The sequence below is a fragment of the Paraburkholderia sediminicola genome (assembly GCF_046030555.1).
GTDB classification, from domain to species: domain Bacteria; phylum Pseudomonadota; class Gammaproteobacteria; order Burkholderiales; family Burkholderiaceae; genus Paraburkholderia; species Paraburkholderia sediminicola_E.
The window spans coordinates 1-16,711 of the sequence record NZ_JAQQCH010000036.1 but is presented as its reverse complement, the minus strand read 5'-3'; the positions used below and the strand labels follow the sequence as shown (position 1 = coordinate 16,711).

13 protein-coding genes are annotated in these 16,711 nt (G+C 60.1%); 5 read left to right on the top strand and 8 right to left on the bottom strand.

Going from position 1 to position 16,711, the window contains the following annotated elements:
- Positions 1-297 precede the first annotated feature (297 nt).
- A complete protein-coding gene (locus tag PQQ52_RS31900; protein WP_408220565.1) occupies positions 298-1,497 on the top strand; it encodes an amino acid aminotransferase in 1,200 nt (399 codons plus the stop codon).
- Between the two features lie 240 nt (positions 1,498-1,737).
- Here PQQ52_RS31900 and PQQ52_RS31895 read toward each other — a convergent pair whose 3' ends face one another.
- Together PQQ52_RS31895 and PQQ52_RS31890 are read right to left on the bottom strand one after the other, a co-directional pair.
- Positions 1,738-2,976, bottom strand: a complete 1,239-nt coding sequence (locus PQQ52_RS31895; RefSeq protein WP_408220564.1) for a DUF3734 domain-containing protein — start codon at positions 2,974-2,976, stop codon at positions 1,738-1,740.
- 10 nt (positions 2,977-2,986) lie between these two features.
- Complete coding sequence (locus PQQ52_RS31890; protein WP_408220562.1) at positions 2,987-3,784, bottom strand: 3-hydroxybutyrate dehydrogenase; 798 nt, start codon at positions 3,782-3,784, stop codon at positions 2,987-2,989.
- Positions 3,785-4,006: 222 nt separating this feature from the next.
- On the opposite strand from PQQ52_RS31890, the gene PQQ52_RS31885 reads away from it, so the two are divergent.
- Positions 4,007-4,978 (top strand): potassium channel beta subunit family protein, encoded by a 972-nt coding sequence (locus tag PQQ52_RS31885; RefSeq protein ID WP_408220560.1) that lies wholly within the window; start codon positions 4,007-4,009, stop codon positions 4,976-4,978.
- Positions 4,979-5,174: 196 nt separating this feature from the next.
- The gene (locus PQQ52_RS31880) at positions 5,175-6,020 is read left to right on the top strand and encodes a 23S rRNA (adenine(2030)-N(6))-methyltransferase RlmJ (protein WP_408220559.1); all 846 of its coding nucleotides are present in this window, start codon (positions 5,175-5,177) and stop codon (positions 6,018-6,020) included.
- A 56-nt stretch (positions 6,021-6,076) separates the two neighbouring features.
- Here the strand turns inward: PQQ52_RS31880 and PQQ52_RS31875 are convergent, their stop codons facing one another.
- The 3 genes from PQQ52_RS31875 to cueR form a co-directional block, all read right to left on the bottom strand.
- A complete protein-coding gene (locus PQQ52_RS31875; protein WP_408220557.1) occupies positions 6,077-7,126 on the bottom strand; it encodes an ABC transporter substrate-binding protein in 1,050 nt (349 codons plus the stop codon).
- A gap of 844 nt (positions 7,127-7,970) precedes the next feature.
- Entirely contained in the window at positions 7,971-8,117 is a 147-nt protein-coding gene (locus PQQ52_RS31870; protein ID WP_153136489.1) for a DUF3563 family protein, read from the bottom strand.
- A gap of 293 nt (positions 8,118-8,410) precedes the next feature.
- Positions 8,411-8,833, bottom strand: coding sequence for a Cu(I)-responsive transcriptional regulator (gene cueR, locus PQQ52_RS31865; RefSeq protein ID WP_408220555.1), 423 nt, complete (start codon positions 8,831-8,833; stop codon positions 8,411-8,413).
- A gap of 123 nt (positions 8,834-8,956) precedes the next feature.
- On the opposite strand from cueR, the gene PQQ52_RS31860 reads away from it, so the two are divergent.
- Positions 8,957-9,175, top strand: coding sequence for a heavy-metal-associated domain-containing protein (locus PQQ52_RS31860; protein ID WP_408220553.1), 219 nt, complete (start codon positions 8,957-8,959; stop codon positions 9,173-9,175).
- A gap of 13 nt (positions 9,176-9,188) precedes the next feature.
- Positions 9,189-10,109, top strand: a complete 921-nt coding sequence (locus PQQ52_RS31855; protein ID WP_408220552.1) for a dTDP-4-dehydrorhamnose reductase family protein — start codon at positions 9,189-9,191, stop codon at positions 10,107-10,109.
- A 111-nt stretch (positions 10,110-10,220) separates the two neighbouring features.
- On the opposite strand, the gene PQQ52_RS31850 is transcribed toward PQQ52_RS31855, so the two are convergent.
- From PQQ52_RS31850 to imuA, 3 genes are read right to left on the bottom strand one after another with little or no spacing between them, the layout of a single operon-like run.
- A complete protein-coding gene (locus PQQ52_RS31850) occupies positions 10,221-13,910 on the bottom strand; it encodes an error-prone DNA polymerase (protein ID WP_408220550.1) in 3,690 nt (1,229 codons plus the stop codon).
- A gap of 5 nt (positions 13,911-13,915) precedes the next feature.
- Positions 13,916-15,685, bottom strand: a complete 1,770-nt coding sequence (locus tag PQQ52_RS31845) for a Y-family DNA polymerase (RefSeq protein WP_408220548.1) — start codon at positions 15,683-15,685, stop codon at positions 13,916-13,918.
- Positions 15,585-16,424, bottom strand: coding sequence for a translesion DNA synthesis-associated protein ImuA (imuA, locus tag PQQ52_RS31840; RefSeq protein ID WP_408220546.1), 840 nt, complete (start codon positions 16,422-16,424; stop codon positions 15,585-15,587). Before imuA ends, PQQ52_RS31845 begins: the two co-directional genes overlap by 101 nt.
- Positions 16,425-16,711 lie beyond the last annotated feature (287 nt).

Sequence of the window (16,711 nt, the reverse complement as noted above, 5' to 3'; positions counted from 1 at the left end):
GTCAGGTGGCCGATGAAAAGGCGCTTCCGCGCCAGTTTGGGGGTCGCTGCTCAGCCTTCACCGGCTTGGTCCGAGGCAGACCCGCTACGACCACATGACGCCGGAGTGCCTGTTTTTCAAGCAAATAATTCAGTCCAGCAGGCTTTGTCGCCCGAAAAACGCCCGCGGATTCGCTACAATGCCAAGTTGCGCTCGCCCGCCGATGCCCGCCCTCCGTCTGAATCGTTCGTCAGACAACTTTGGCTGGGCCGCCCGTGCTTGAAGCCGCCCTCTTTTCACAACTGCTGCCCATCCATCATGTCTCTGTTCTCCGCCGTCGAACTTGCTCCCCGCGACCCGATTCTGGGCCTGAACGAAGCCTTCAACGCCGATGCGCGCGCCACCAAGGTCAACCTTGGCGTTGGTGTGTACTTCAATGAAGAAGGCAAGATTCCGCTGCTGCGCGCCGTGCGCGACGCGGAAAAGGCACGCGTCGAAGCCGCGCTGCCGCGTGGCTATCTGCCGATCGAAGGCATCGCTGCCTACGACGCCGCTGTGCAAAAGCTGCTGCTCGGCAACGATTCGCCGCTGATCGCCGCAGGCCGCGTCGTGACGGCTCAAGCCCTGGGTGGCACGGGTGCGTTGAAAATTGGTGCCGATTTCCTGAAGCGTCTGAACCCGAACTCCAAGGTCGCGATCAGCGATCCAAGCTGGGAAAACCACCGCGCGCTGTTCGAAAGCGCCGGCTTCGAAGTCGTGTCCTATCCGTACTATGACGCGCACACGCACGGCGTGAACTTCGAAGGCATGCTGAGCGCGCTGAACAGCTACGCCGCAGGCACGGTTGTCGTGCTGCACGCGTGCTGCCACAACCCGACTGGCGTCGACCTGACTGTCGATCAGTGGAAGCAGATCGTCGAAGTCGTCAAGGCGCGCAATCTGGTGCCGTTCCTCGATATCGCTTACCAGGGTTTCGGCGACAACATCGAATCCGACGCTGCAGCAGTTCGTCTGTTCGCGGCATCGGAGCTGAACGTGTTCGTGTCGTCGTCGTTCTCGAAGTCGTTTTCGCTGTACGGCGAGCGCATCGGCGCACTGTCGATCATCACGGCAAGCAAGGAAGAATCGGCTCGCGTGCTGTCGCAACTGAAGCGCGTGATCCGCACGAACTACTCGAACCCGCCGACGCACGGCGGCGCGGTGGTCGCAGCGGTGCTCGCGTCGGCTGAATTGCGCGCCACATGGGAAACGGAACTCGCCGAAATGCGCGACCGTATCCGCGCCATGCGCAATGGTCTGGTCGAACGTCTGAAGGCAAGCGGCGTGGATCGCGATTTCAGCTTCGTGAACGCACAACGCGGCATGTTCTCGTACTCGGGTCTGACGGCGCCGCAAGTGGACCGTCTGCGTGAAGAGTTCGGCATCTACGCTGTGGGCACGGGCCGCATCTGCGTGGCTGCGCTGAATACGCGCAACCTCGACGTGGTGGCTGGCGCAATCGCTCATGTGTTGAAGTAAGGTATTTCAGCGCGCGGGTTTTCGTTCGTTGCGCGCGCTTTGATTTGCTGAAACTGCTTGTGCTGAAGCTGCTTGTATTGCTTGTAGAAACGGCGCCCTTTCGGGCGCCGTTTTTTATTGGCCAGCTGTTGTTAGGCGTGTGACGGGCACTTACTGATACGGTCTGCTGTTGCGACTCGCTGCTTGCGACCCATTGCCGTCAATTGCCGACATAACCTGCTGCACCCACCTACGGTTGTATCAGCGCGTATCCCGATGGATATCGTGCGTGACAAACCCTGCGTCGTTATCAGGCATGTCGAGCCAATCGGGCTGTGCAAGCGAATGGCGGATATCTTCCAGCCCGCTTGTCCAGTGTTCACGCATTGTGGAGAGACCGAACTGGAAGTCTTTGAAGTGCCCTTCGTATTCCTTCTGCCGGTAGATGAGGTGGATCACGTTGTAGCGCTTCGAACACGATAGATCATCCGCCAGCTTGCACCACGGATCGTCGCGCTGGTCAGACGGCACGCGATCGAGCACCTCGCGCAGCACATGCCGGAAGCGCTGCGAACGTTGCAGCATATCGGTCACGAGACGCGTACGGCTCGAATACTGGATGTCTTTCATGCGCCCCTGAACATCGGTGATGTTGTCCGGCACCGGCCCGATCGCGCTCCATAGATCGACCTGGAACGCGAGCGTATCGCGACGCGGCGTGGACTGAATCACCTCGTAGAGCGGTGTATTCGACATCAAGCCGCCATCCCAGTAATACTGGCCGTCGATTTCGACCGCCGCGAACCCCGGCGGCAACGCACCTGACGCCATGAAATGCTCAGGCTTCAGTTTCGTGTGCCTGTTATCGAAGTAGGCGAAATTGCCTGTTCCGCAATTCACCGCCCCCACCGACACACGTATCTCACCGGAATTGATGCGATCGAAATCACAGAGCGCCTCCAGCGTGGCCTTGAGCGGCGTGGTGTCGTAGTAGCTCGCCAATTGCGGCGGTCCGGAGACGGTGGGCAACGGCGGCGGGAAACGCGGCACGAAAAAGCCCTTTTGCCCTTCCACGATCGCGCCGATCGCCTGAGTCGCTGTGAAGGCCTTACGAACGGCGTCACTGGAATTGAACAGCGCGTGCTCGATAAAGGGCGGCAACGGTAACCAGAACGCCGGTTGGCAGATCGTCTCCCAGAATTGCAGCAGCCGCTCGACGCGTCTCTCCGGCGGATTGCCGGCAATGATGGCCGTATTCAGCGCGCCGATCGAAATGCCGGCGAGCCAGTTCGGTTCGATACCGGCTTCGTAAAGCCCTTGAAAGACACCGGCCTGATAGGCGCCCAATGCGCCGCCGCCTTGCAGCATCAACGCGACGGTTTCATAGTTGGGCAATCGGAGATGCCGGCCGGGATGCGCGGAGGGTGCCGGACCGGCGCCCTCACCTTCCTCGCCGCCGGGCGCGCCGACGCGCGCCCGCTTGAGATTGCGTTGCACCATGGGCGCCTCCTTATTGCATATACCAGCCGTGGCTCACAATAAAGGACTGGCCGGTCAGCGCCGCAGTCGGGAAAGTGGACAGGAACAGCACCGTCTCTGCAACGTCTTCCACTGTGGTGAAGATGCCGTCGACCGTGCCGCCCAGCATCACGCGCTTGATCACGTCTTCTTCGCTGATGCCAAGCTCCTTGGCCTGCTCGGGAATCTGCTTGTCGACAAGCGGCGTACGCACGAAACCCGGACACACCACATGCGAGCGCACATTATGTTTCGCGCCTTCCTTGGCCAGTACGCGCGCTAGCCCGAGCAGCGCATGCTTGGCCGTCACATAGGCGGATTTTAGCGGCGACGCTTCATGCGAATGGACCGAGCCCATGTAGATCACGATCCCGCCGCGATCGTCTTTGTACATGTGCTTGAGCGCGGCCTTGGTGGTGAGAAAGGCGCCGTCCACGTGGATTGCCTGCATCTTTTTCCAGTCGGAAAACGAGTAGTTCTCGATCGGGTTGACGATCTGGATGCCGGCGTTGGAAATCAGAATATCGATCGAGCCAAACTCGGCCGCGACTTTGTCGATGCCCTGGTTGACGGCGTCTTCGTTCGTGACGTCCATCGCCACGCCGATTGCCTTGCCGCCGGCCTTATTGATTTCTTCAGCAACGGCGTTAGCGCCGTCCTGGTTCAGGTCGGCGATCGCGATCGCGGCGCCCGCAGCGGAAAGCGTGAGCGCGATCTGCTTGCCGATGCCGCTCGCAGCGCCGGTAACCACCGCAACCTTGCCATTCAGATTCGTGTTCAGTGACGACATCCAGAACCTCCATGCAGTTGATGAGCAATGAGACCACGGGCCGCGGGCGACGTGAAGTCAGCCAAACGGCATAGGCCGTTTGGCTGAATGCTGCACTGCGGCCAACGCTGCTATTGTGCATGAACCGTGTGAACAACATCTGCAAAACGCACATCGACCCTTATCTCTTTAAACTAGGCGTTTCGGCGGGATTCCGGCGGCATCACTACCAAGGAGGAATGCATGAATTATCGACGTCTGGGCCGTTCCGGCCTGCAAGTCAGCGAGCTATCCATCGGCTCATGGGTCACCTACGGCAATCAGGTGGATCATCGTGCTGCGCGCGAATCGCTTGCGGCCGCGCGCGATGCGGGAGTCAACTTCTTCGACAACGCGGAGGTGTACGCCGCCGGTCAATCCGAAGAAATCATGGGCCAGGCGCTCAAGGAACTGGCATGGCCGCGCGTAAGCTATGTGGTGTCGACGAAATTCTTCTGGGGACTCAACGAAGCGCCGAACCAGTACCACACGCTAAACCGCAAATATTTGCTGAACGCGATCGACACATCGCTCAAACGGCTGCAGCTCGATTATGTCGATCTGGTGTTCTGTCATCGCCCTGACCCCAACACGCCGGTCGAAGAAACCGTCTGGGCCATGAGCGACATGATCACGCGCGGCAAGGCACTGTACTGGGGCACATCCGAATGGAGCGCCGACGAAATCCGCGCGGCTTACGAGATCGCTGAGCGGCATCATCTGCACAAACCGGTCATGGAGCAGCCGCAGTACAACCTGTTCCACCGCAAACGCGTCGAGCAGGAATACAAGCGGCTTTACGAGGATATCGGCCTTGGGCTCACCACATGGAGTCCACTCGCCTCCGGCCTGCTCACCGGCAAGTATCGCAGCGGCGTACCTGCCGATAGCCGGGCGCAACTGCAAGGCTACGACTGGCTGCGCAAGCAGGTCACCGATGCCGGCAAGAACAACGTGGTCGGCAAGCTCGGCGAAGTAGCCGACGAACTGGGCTGCACGGTCGGCCAGCTGGCGATTGCGTGGATTCTGAAAAATCCCCATGTGAGCACGGTCATCACCGGCGCGTCCCGCGTCGAACAGATCGGTGAGAACATGAAATCCGCCGATGTGGCCGAGCGGATTACGCCGGAGATCAAGCAGCGGATCGAGGAGATCATCGGCGACGCCGGCGACTGACCGACCGGCTGCTCGCCGGTCCGCGGAACATGGACCGCGTGCCATCAAGTCCGTGTCACGCGCAACGCATTACGGGGTGCAACGCGGTGTCGCGTACAATACGCGACCGCGCTGCACTTCAGTTGTGCTGCCGCATTGCACTCGCATCGCCGAATCCGCCTTGGAGCGGCACGCCCTCTTTCAGCGTCTCCTCATCATGCTCAGCTACCGCCACGCCTTTCATGCAGGCAATCACGCCGACGTTCTGAAACACGCCGTTGTGTTGCAGCTACTGCGCTACCTCGGCCAGAAGGACAAATCCTACTGGTACATCGACACGCATGCGGGCGCCGGCGTCTATTCGCTGAAGGAAGGCTACGCGACCAAAACCGGCGAGTTCCAGACCGGCATCGCCAAACTATGGGAGCGTAACGACCTGCCGCCGATCTTCGCGGATTACGTCGACGAAGTGAGCGCGCTGAATCCGGACGGCCAGTTGCGCTTCTACCCAGGCTCGCCGTATATCGCATGGCGGCAGATGCGCGAGCAGGACCGCATACGCCTGTTCGAACTGCACACCACTGAAATCGACGTGCTGCGCCATAACTTCCGCGACGCTGGCCGCCGCGCGATGCTGTATGCGGGCGACGGCTTCGACGGCATCCTCGCGCTACTGCCGCCGGCGCCGCGCCGCGCGCTGGTGCTGCTCGACCCATCGTATGAAGACAAGCGCGACTACACACGCACGCTGCGCTGCGTCGAAGAAAGCTTGAAGCGCTTTCCGACCGGCACCTACGCGATCTGGTATCCGCAGGTAAGACGCCTTGAATCGCAGCGCTTCCCCGATCAGTTGAAGAAGCTGCAGGAGCGCAACTGGCTGCATGTGAGCCTGACCGTCAGCAATCCGCCAACCGACGGTTTCGGCTTGTTCGGCAGCGGCATGTTCATCCTGAACCCGCCGTACACGCTGGCAAAAACGCTGAAAGACCAGATGCCCTGGCTGGTCGAAGCGCTCGGCGAGGACAAGGCCGCGCAATTCAAGGTCGAATATCGCGGCGATTGAGCAGCGTCCCAGTCGCACACGCGCGCGACCGGGTAAATCGCCGACTGCCAGGCCGCTTACTTGAGTTGCGCCGCTGCCTTGCGGGCGAAGTCGTTGGTATAGGTCGCGTTCAGATCGATCTTTTTCGGATCGAGGTGGCTATCGAACGACGACAAGGCGCGCAATGAGGTCGCCGGCCCATCAGAGGGCATCAAGCCGTCCGGCGAATATGCGTCGCGCACATTGTGGAATGCCTCCACATAGAGTGCTGAGTCGTTGAGCAGATATGCCGGCGGCACCATCTTCAGCAAATCAGCATCGCTGGCGGTTTGCAACCAGTGGTCCGCTCGCACAATGGCATTGGCGAGCGCCTGAGTCGTCTTCGGATACTTCTGGATGAACGTCTCCGATGCGTAGAGCGTCGCCGCCGGCATCGTCCCGCCGAATACTTCCTGCGTGCCTTTCACAGTACGCGTATCGACCAGCACTTTGATCGCACCGCTACGCGTCAGTTTGGTCATCATCGGATCGACGTTGGATAACGCGTCGATCTGACCGCCGCTCACCGCGGCCAGGACGGTGGCGCCGCTGCCCACTCCGATCGCCGAAATCTCGTTGCGCTGTACGCCAGCCTTGCGCAAAGCCACGGTGAGCACCAGATCCGTCGACGAACCCGGCGCGCTCACGCCAACTTTGGCCCCCTTGAAGTCCGCCAACGTTTTGATCTGATCCGCCTTCGACTTCACCACCGCGACAACGATCTGCGGCGCGCGGCCCATCAGCACGAACGCGCGGTAGTGCTGCCCCTTTGCCTGCATGAACAGCGTGTGCTCGAATGCGCCGGCCCCAACGTCAGCGCTGCCGCCTACGACCGCTTCCAATGCCTTCGATCCGCCCGCGAAATCTTCGAGCGTGACGTCGAGCCCTTCATCCTTGAAGTAGCCCAACTGCTGTGCGGCGAGTACCGGCAAGTAGTAAAGGCCCGGCAAACCACCGACGGCCATCGTCAATGCGGGCTTTTCCGGTAGGTCTTTGGCGAGCGCGACACCGGGCAGCGCTGCGGATACGGCCAGCGCGATCAATGTGGCACAGGTGCCGGCAGCACGCCGCATCCAGTGAGTAGGCATTTGATGTCTCCTTGTTCTGTTTTCATTCGATGCGATGACGCAGCGCACTGTGCATGGCCCGCATCGTTGGCGAGAGCGCGCGCAACGATTGTCGTCGGACGGTTTCGCACACGCCATGCGCCGAAACCCGAATGGCGCCTGCAATGCCTCGCGCATTAGGCAAAGGCGCGCGTACGCATGCGGCGGCACGGCAGAGAACCCGCGGCTCGATGCGTCAATGAATGGAAAAGAAACTACTGGGAGGTATCGCGCCGGAGACGCTTATTGCGCAGGAGGCACTGGATGGGGCCGCGGTTGCGGTTGAGGAGCCGGCTTGCCGCCGCCAACCGGTACGGGAATGTAGGGCGCAACAACGATCGGTATCGACGAATTCGGTGCCAACTCCGTGGGCGTCGCGATGGGCTGTGCCCCTATGATCGGCTGCCGCGAAAGCGGCGCGGTCTGCAGCACAGTGCCGCTCTGGCCGTCGTTTATCCCGCTCTGCGAGTCGAGTATCACGGGCTGACGGGCATTGTTGCTCGACGCGGCGAAAGTCGCCGGTACTGCGAAGGCCATTGTCAGCGAAGCTGCGACGGCCGCGGCCAGGACAGATTTGAGCGAATGGACAGGAAGCATGGGCGGACCGGTTAAGTTTGAGAATGCCGGATTGCGCGGAAAGCGCTTTACCTTACCGCGGCCGCAACCGCCAGGCTAGTCGTTATTGGCCATGAGTAGCCTTGAAGCACGACTTGCCGTGAAATTTTCGCGCTCCAGATGTGACAAAGCCCCGTTTATACGGGGCTCAACACTTTACTGCAACGGCCGCGCACGAAACGCTGCCGGTCAAACCTGATACAACTGAAACTTACAGCGAATAGCCGTTGGTCTCGAGCGAGCGGATGCGCTGTTCGAGCTGAACGATATCCGACGACGACGCCAGATAGGCTTCACGACGGTTGCGTTCTGCAGTTTCAAACCAGGTGCTCAGCTTTTCAAGTACGTATGCAAACATGATGTTCTCCAAGGATCAGATTGAATCCCCGGTGAGTTTTGCATCAGGGATTTCCCTCAAAAGGGTTAACCCGAATTATATCCCTATGGTGCAACCTTGCTAGTGAAATGCCCGCATGACGTGCATTCCGTTTTGGAATGGTGCATGCCTATGGTGCACTTAAGTCATTGATTTAGCTGAATTCAAGACGAAATTTTTGGAACCATCGATATTACCCCAAATTATTTGGCACCATAACAGTGCTTTTGGTCGATCGGTTGCGATGAATTTCCTACAGGTTGCACCCAGTGCGTTCAAATCGGATGACAACCTTTCCCCGACACCAGATCAGTGTCGGCGAGCCGCTCGATAATTGGGCAATCCGGGCGCTCGTCACCGTGACAATGATCAGCCAGATGCGCCAATGTGTCGCGCATGTCGGTCAGCTCGGTAATGCGGCGATCGAGTTCCGCGACGTGCTCTAGCGCAATCGCCTTCACTTCGGCGCTGGCGCGCGACCGGTCGTGCCACAACGCCAGCAAGCGGCGGATGTCTTCCACCAGAAAACCAAGACGGCGCGCCTGCCGGATGAAGCGCAGCGAATGGACCTCTTGCGGCCCGTATACGCGGTAGCCGGCGCTCGTGCGCGCCTTCGCCACCAGCAAGTCCACGCTTTCGTAGTAGCGAATCATCTTCGCCGTGACGCCCGACGCGCGGGCTGCTTCACCGATGTTCATGACTGTTTCCCCAATGTGTGCGTCGATCGTACACCTTCCCATCGTGGGAAGGTCAGCTACTCAATTGCGCATCGGCAGGCATAATTCAACCATCGCCACATCCATTTTTTCGAGGCAATCCCGATGACGATCGAATTCCAGGTAGAAGGTATGAGCTGCCAGCATTGCGTGACTGCGGTCACGAACGCAATCCGTGAACACGATGGAACCGCTCAGGTTCAGGTCGACCTGGCATCCGGCCGCGTGGCGGTCGAATCGGCGCAACCGGCCGACGCGCTAAAGGCCGCTATCGACGAGGCCGGTTACACGGTTACCAGCGTGACCAGCGGCTCGGCCCACTAAGCGAGCGACCGCCATGTTCAAAGTTGCCGTTATTGGTGCTTCCGGGCTGCTCGGCCGGGCGCTCGTCGACGAACTGGCACAGCAGGCCGGTTGGCAAGTTGTCGCCACGGCGTTCAGCCGGCCGGGTCCAAACACGGTCGCGCTGGATATACGCGACGCGCAGGCGGTCGAACAATTTGTCGAGCGCGAAGCGCCGGACGCGCTCGTCATTGCCGCAGCGGAACGCCGGCCGGATGTGTGCGAGCACGATCCGGCGCTCGCCCGGGCGTTGAACGTCGATGCGGTGCGCACCCTGGCCGCGGCGGCAAAGCTGCGCGGTGCATGGACGCTCTCGATCTCAACCGATTACGTGTTCGACGGCAGTCACCCGCCCTATCAGCACGATTCCGCGCCCGCACCGCTCAATGCCTATGGCCGCAGCAAACTTGAAGGCGAGCGCGCGCTGACGGAATCCACCGATCTCGGCTGCGTGCTGCGTTTGCCGCTGCTATATGGGCCGATCGTCGATTGGGCGGAATCGGCGGTGACGAGTCTCGTGCCGGCGATTGCCGCATCGGCTTCACGCGAGGGCAAGGCCGCCGTCATGGATGCATGGGCAATCCGCTATCCGACCTTTACGCCTGACGTCGCGTTCGTGATCCGGCAGATGCTCGAGCGGCACGCGCGTGGCGAAGCGATCCGCGGCATCGTGCAATGGTCGGGCGACGAGCCGATGAACAAGTATGAAATCGCGGTGCGGCTTGCAGAAGCGCTGCAAGTCGATGCGCAATTGACGCCACAGCACACACCCACCGACGCTACGCCACGTCCGCATAACTGCCACCTGGCGTCGGATCGGCTCGAAGCATTCGGCATTGGCCGCCGCACGCCATTCGACGCTGCGATCCGGCACGTGCTGGCCGCGTTTCCGTTGCGGAGCGATATGCCGGTGTAGTGCCAGCAGCAAGTTCAGCTACGGTGCAGGTTCTGCCCGTGTGTATATGAGCCCGGGCATGCGGGCCTGGCTGCGGGAGGTCGGGTCGGGTCGGGTCGGGTCGGGTCGGCATCAATGAAAATCACGGCTCGCCGTGGCCAATTCGCCGAGCCATTCGCTGTGATCTTCGAGTCGATGCGCGACGAGATGAACCACTTCACCCTTCTGTTTCTGTTTCGCGTTACCCGCTTTATGTGCGTTCACCACGCTGCTGGCGCTGTCACCGCCGGTAGAAACGCCGTCGTCGCGCTGCAAGACACCATACACCGCCAGTAACGACGAACCCAGCAGCACCTTGCGCTGCTTTTCCACCAGCGATGGCCAGACGATCACGTTGATCGAACCCGTTTCGTCTTCGATGGAAACGAACACGGTGCCGTTTGCCGTGCCCGGCCGCTGCCGCACGGTGACGATCCCGCAGGCGCGCGCCAGCGTGCCGTGCTGACACGCGGCGAGTTCGGCCGCCGTGCGAAAACGCTGCTTGGCAAGACGCTCGCGCAATAGCGCGAGCGGATGGCGATTGAGCGTGAGGCCGATGCTCGCGTAATCGTCGACGATCTCGCGACTTTCGGCTGCCTGCGGCAATGCCAACGGCGCTTCGGCGATCGGCGCATCGCGCAGCAGCTTGGGCACCGTGTGCTGCGCGGTCACCGCCCACCACGCTTCGCGCCGATGGCCCGCGATGCTGACCAGTGCATTCGCCGCGGCGAGCGCTTCGAGATCGCGCCGCGTCAATGCCGCGCGACGCGTCAGATCGTCGACGTCGGTAAACGGTGCGTCGCTGCGAGCCGCCATGATCCGTTCGGCCGCCACCTGTGAAAGACCTTTGATCAGATGCATGCCGATGCGCACTGCCGGACCACCCGCACCATAGGTTTTCGACGATTGGAATACGCGTGCGGTCAGCTGTTTTGCCGCGCGCCGGATCGTCCGGGCCACCGTGAAGCGTCGCAGCGACAGATCGCGCAATTGCTGCGCGGATAATACGCCCTGCTGACGATGCAAACAGGTCTCGCTCGATGAAATCCGCTGCCCTTCACGAGCGCGTCTTTCGAAGGTCGATTCCCAGTCGCTCAATGTCACGTCAGGCGGCAATACTTTGACGCCGTGGCGCTTCGCATCCTGCACCAGTTGCGACGGCGAATAAAATCCCAATGGCTGACTGTTGAGCAACCCTGCCAGAAAAGCGGCCGGCTCATAACGCTTCAGCCACGCGCTGAGATAGACGAGCAACGCGAAGCTCGCCGCATGGCTCTCCGGAAAGCCGTACTCGCCGAAGCCTTCGATCTGTTTGCAGATCCGGTCGATAAAGTCCTTTTCGTAACCACGCGCCGACATGCGGTCGTTCAGATCCTTCTGATACTTCGCCAGATTGCCGGTGCGCCGCCACGCGGCCATCGCACGTCGCAACTGGTCGGCCTGCTCACCCGTGTATTTCGCCGCAACCATCGCAAGGTGCATCACCTGCTCCTGGAAAATCGGCACACCCAGCGTGCGTTGGAGCACCGGCCGCAACTCATCCTTTGCGTAGTCCACTGGCTCGAGACCTTGCTTGCGGCGTAGGTACGGATGCACCATGCCACCCTGAATCGGCCCGGGCCGCACGATCGCGACTTCGATCACGAGATCGTAGTATTTGGTCGGCTTCAACCGCGGAAGCATACTTTGCTGCGCGCGCGACTCAATCTGAAAAACGCCGATCGTATCGGCATGTCCGCACATCTCGTAGACAGCCCGATCCTCGCGCGGAATATCCTGCATCCTGAACGTGGGAAAGCCGCGCCGCAATGCGACGAACTCCAGCGCGCGGCGGATAGCAGACAACATGCCGAGCGCCAGTACGTCGACTTTCAATAGATTGAGCGCATCGATATCGTCCTTATCCCACTCGATTACGCTACGGTCTTTCATCGTCGCGTTTTCAATCGGCACAAGCCGCGACAGCTTGTCTTTCGCGATCACAAAGCCGCCGACATGTTGCGACAGATGGCGCGGAAAATTACGCAATTCCCTGGTAAGGCGAATCAGATTGCGCGTGATATGCGAGTTGGCATCGAAGCCCGCTTCGGCCAGGTATTTGGCGACCGCATCCGTGCCGTCCCACCATTGCTGCGATTTACTGATCCGCTCGATCAATGACGCTTCGAGTCCCAATGCCTTGCCGACATCCTTCAGCGCACTGCGCGCGTGATACGTAATCAGCGACGCAGTCAACGCCGCCCGATGACGGCCGTACTTGCCGTAGATATATTGAATCACCTCTTCACGGCGCTGATGCTCGAAATCGACGTCGATATCAGGCGGTTCGTTGCGTGCGCGCGAGATGAACCGTTCGATCAGCATATTCATGCTTATCGGATCGATCTCCGTCACATGCAGGCAGTAACACACAATCGAATTTGCCGCCGAACCGCGGCCTTGGCACAGAATGTTTCTGGAGCGCGCGAAGCTCACGATATCGTGCACCGTCAGGAAATACTTTTCGTATTTCAGCTCGGCGATCAGCAGCAACTCTTTCTCGATCTGACCAATTCGTTTCAGATTCATGCCGTCCGGCCAACGCTCGACTGCACCGGCCATGACCAGCTTGCGCAGATAACTCGATGGCGATTCCCCGGCAGGTACAAGTTCTTCCGGATACTCGTACTTGAGTTCGTCGAGCGAGAAACGGCATAGGGCTGCAATACGCAGCGTTTCTTCAAGCGTGTCGCGCGGATACAGTTTGGCGAGCCGGACGCGAGTGCGCATATGCCGCTCGGCATTGGCCTCGAGCGCGTGACCGCATGCCGATAGCGGTGTGACGAGGCCGATCGCGGTCAGGGTGTCCTGCAACGGCTTGCGCGAGCGCGCATGCATCAGGACGCCACCTGCCGCCACCAGAGGCAATCCGCTCGCTTTCGAAATCATCCGCAACGCGTCGATCTGAAGATCGTCGCTGCCGGTTTGCCAGAGTTCGAGTGCGATCCATGAGCGTTGTGGAGCCAATGAGGCGAGCCAATGCGCGCAGCGCAGCGTGTGTGAGAGCGTCGCCGTGCGTTGCGGTACGAGGATCAGGACGCAATCGGGCAAAGTTCTGAGATGTTCGAGGTGCGGCAATGCATCGGTAAAATCGGACGGGCTGAGGCGATAGCTGCCCTTGTCGGCACGCGAGCGAGCGAGCGTGATCAGTTCGGAGAGGTTGCCGTAGCCATCACGGTTGGTCGCGAGTGCAACCAGTGTGCAGAATGGTTCGCCTGCATCGTTCGTCAGATTCAGTTCGCTGCCGATGATGAGGTGAGGGATCGGCTTTAACGCCTCTTGATCAGTGGTTTTTGGGTCGGTGGCTTGTTGTTGTGAAGTTTCTTGTGGCGAGGGTTCCTGGTGTGGGGGTTCCTGGTGTGAGGTTTCCTGCTGCGAGGTTTCCTGTTGCGAGGTCTCCTGTTGCGAGGTCTCCTGTTGTGGGCCCGCTGGCTTTGTTGCTTCTTCTAAAGACACTCCTGCTTGCGCGGCTTTCGCCTTGTCTTCGCGCTCCTTCTTTTGGCGGTCCCGCTCCTGTTTGATTTCTCTCACCGCGGTGTGAGCGCGCACGACGCCCGCCAGCGAACATTCATCGGTAATCGCGAGCGCGCTATAGCCGTGCGACATCGCCTGCTCGACCAGTTCATACGGATGCGAAGCGCCGCGCAGAAACGAGAAATTAGTCAGGCAATGCAATTCTGCATACAGCGGCAGTTGAGCCGCGAGCGCCTGCTCGAATAAGAATGTGGGCCGGGAACTCGTCATGATGTTCAGCCGAACAAACCCTGCAAATACCACTCGCCGCCAAGCCGCTCTCGATACACCCAGAACATATGACCACGATCGTCTGCCGCAACGTAGTAATCCCGCTCGACGCAGTTACCATCCCACCATCCTGCTTCAATCCGTTCGGTACGCGTGAGCATTTTTAGCGGCCGACGATAGATCGGCCGCTGGTCGCGCATCATCAAGCGCAACGGTTTATCGAGCATCCAGACAGGGCGAAGCTGCGATGGCAATGCACTGTCGGGCAGATCGAGCGAAGCCTGAGCATCGACCGGTTGTGTTACGAATAGGCAACTGCTTTTAGCGCCACTCGTTTTTTCAGGGTGTGGTGATATGTGTTCTGCGTGTGTCGCCGCATCGTCGTCTGCGTGCACATTTTCCAGTGCTGCGTGCTGCAACTCATCGGTCAGCCAGGTTTTATCCGCTTTGATTTTTGTCTTAGCTTTCGCAGACGAACGCTTCTTGCGCGAAAACGCTTGCGCCTGGTAGGTTTCGACGCGCATTGCCTGCTCAGGTCGATGATCGTCCTGCACCGACATCTGCAGCACGTTCTCCGGCCCCAAACGCGCGCTTAAGCGTTCGAGCAGACGCGCAATCGAATCGCCGTCTGATTCGGGCATTGGAAACAAGGTATCCGACCGCCCTGCATACTCGCCGATCTGATCCGCGACCAGCTTCAACTCGATCACGGGCGCCACCAGAATCGTCTGATTCAACTTCTCACGCAACAGCCAGATCAGATGCTCGGCATCGCGCGACGGTATGGCCCACGCGACCTTCAGACTCGACGTCTTCGGCGCATGACGGGCTGCCAACTCATGTTCGAGCACCAACGTATAACCACTGAGCGCGGCATGATGCGCGCTCAACCATCCGGCCAATTGAACAATCAGCCGACGCGCGGCGAACAGTAGTGCATCGGCATTATCGACCCGCGACGGCAACTCCAACTGTGCATGAAACGATGCTGGCGCACGAAACGATTCGCGTGGATCCGGACGCGTACCATATGCTTGCGCCAGCAGATCCAGAATGCCACTGCCGAAACGCCGCACGATCCCCGACCTTGGCAACTGACGCAAATCGGCCAATGTCGTGCAACCGACGTGCACAAATGCATCGCGATGCGCCTGCGCAACCGGCAACAACGACACAGATACGCGGTCGAGCACCCGCGCAAGCGACGTTTCCTTTATCACATGCCAACGATACCCCTGCCGATCGGCATGCGCCTGCGCCAACAGCCATGCGCCCCAAGCGGTTGGCGCACATGCGAGGCGCGCCGTATAGCCGAATTCGGCCACCGTCGCGGATACCCGTGACAACAACGCGCGCAAGCCGCCAAACAACCGTAAACCGGAGCCGACTTCCAGCAACAAGGTGTGCGCGTGCGCAAGCGACACCCTCGGCGTGTACGTCAACAAAGCGAGCGCCATCGCTTCGAACGCATGGGTTTCGCGGTCTGTATCCGCCGCAAGCATCTTGAGACCTGGTGCCAAAGCCAATGCGTATGAGCGCGAATGACCCGCATGCACCCCAGCACGCAATGCGTCGAAATCCGGCATCAGGATGTGCGCGTGATCGGCCAGCGCATAGCAGCGCACCTCGGTGACGTCTTCGGCACCTGGGGGTTGGCTTGCCGCATCGCCGGGCTCACACCGATTCGGCTTTGCGAGTGAACCATCCGGGAGCGACTCGAGAGGCTTCACCGCTTCCAGCGACAAGAGCGGCAATGTGACTGCGATCCACAACATGTTTGATCTCTCGTCCTTGATTGCTGCCGACTCTGCTTTCCGGCAACGAGACGCTTTGTAACGGTAAAATGAGCCGCAGAGGCTCAGCTAGCGGCGGCCCGCGGCGCTTGAAGATGTCAATCGAGATGCCAATCTCCTGCAACCATTGACGACGGTTGATCGTCTGCGCATTGGCCGGTAAGAGCGGCTCGCAGATCATTCGCAATGGCGCCGGCGAAGATTGCGTAGCCGCCTCGACGGGCCGGATCAAAAATGCCAGCGATGCCGACTCCTGAGCGGCCACCTGCAGACGCCGAACCTTGTCGGCGCGTGCATTCGGCAGCCATACCAGCACTGCGCCGATGCCATCCTGCTTCAATGCCTGAGCAGCAGCCCACAGCGCCCGATCTTCACTCGAACGCACCCATACGACACACTCGACGTCGATACCCCACGCCCTCAGTGCCGAGGCACAGGGCTGGTAAGGGGGTGCCACGAGCATGACGTGCCGTTCGGCTTGTGCCGTAAGATGCCGAAGCGCGCGGGCCAACAGGCGCAGTTCGCCGACTCCCTCGTGTTCAATCAACAACTCCGTCAAGCCACCGGCCGACCAGCCCTGCCCAGGCAGCAGTTGATCCAACGCAGCATAGCCGCTGGAAATCACCCGCGGGTCCGCCTCGGCAAGCTCATTGCCCTGCCACACTTGACGCCTCAATTGCGACGACAGCGTTGTCGTCCCCAGGTGAATCGCTGCTGCCATAGATACGCTCGTTCAATAGGAAATGCTCCGCCCTGCCCAGCATCTGGTAAGCATGGGGCGACGAGCTTTCACTGTATATTTATACAGTACTTTGAGGTAGATGTTAAGACAAGGCGACGCAACGGAACACGCGCAGGAAGGAAATGAAAAGGGGGAAAGCTATTTTTGTTTTTGCAGGTTTTCCGCCTGCCGGAGAGCTGTTCTTTGGCACTGCTGCCAAGCGAACAAAACCGAGTTAACGTGCTATGGGTGGGTGCCGTACGGGTGAGCCACGACGGGGTGACGTT

Bases quoted from the DNA above. Each gene is read 5' to 3' on its own strand.
- PQQ52_RS31850 (WP_408220550.1), bottom strand. From the start codon at position 13,910: ATGACGAGTTCCCGGCCCACATTCTTATTCGAGCAGGCGCTCGCGGCT.
- PQQ52_RS31845 (WP_408220548.1), bottom strand. From the start codon at position 15,685: ATGTTGTGGATCGCAGTCACATTGCCGCTCTTGTCGCTGGAAGCGGTG.
- PQQ52_RS31900 (WP_408220565.1), top strand. From the start codon at position 298: ATGTCTCTGTTCTCCGCCGTCGAACTTGCTCCCCGCGACCCGATTCTG.
- PQQ52_RS31880 (WP_408220559.1), top strand. From the start codon at position 5,175: ATGCTCAGCTACCGCCACGCCTTTCATGCAGGCAATCACGCCGACGTT.
- PQQ52_RS31875 (WP_408220557.1), bottom strand. From the start codon at position 7,126: ATGCCTACTCACTGGATGCGGCGTGCTGCCGGCACCTGTGCCACATTG.
- PQQ52_RS31890 (WP_408220562.1), bottom strand. From the start codon at position 3,784: ATGTCGTCACTGAACACGAATCTGAATGGCAAGGTTGCGGTGGTTACC.
- PQQ52_RS31870 (WP_153136489.1), bottom strand. From the start codon at position 8,117: ATGTTTGCATACGTACTTGAAAAGCTGAGCACCTGGTTTGAAACTGCA.
- PQQ52_RS31855 (WP_408220552.1), top strand. From the start codon at position 9,189: ATGTTCAAAGTTGCCGTTATTGGTGCTTCCGGGCTGCTCGGCCGGGCG.
- imuA (WP_408220546.1), bottom strand. From the start codon at position 16,424: ATGGCAGCAGCGATTCACCTGGGGACGACAACGCTGTCGTCGCAATTG.
- PQQ52_RS31885 (WP_408220560.1), top strand. From the start codon at position 4,007: ATGAATTATCGACGTCTGGGCCGTTCCGGCCTGCAAGTCAGCGAGCTA.
- PQQ52_RS31860 (WP_408220553.1), top strand. From the start codon at position 8,957: ATGACGATCGAATTCCAGGTAGAAGGTATGAGCTGCCAGCATTGCGTG.
- PQQ52_RS31895 (WP_408220564.1), bottom strand. From the start codon at position 2,976: ATGGTGCAACGCAATCTCAAGCGGGCGCGCGTCGGCGCGCCCGGCGGC.
- cueR (WP_408220555.1), bottom strand. From the start codon at position 8,833: ATGAACATCGGTGAAGCAGCCCGCGCGTCGGGCGTCACGGCGAAGATG.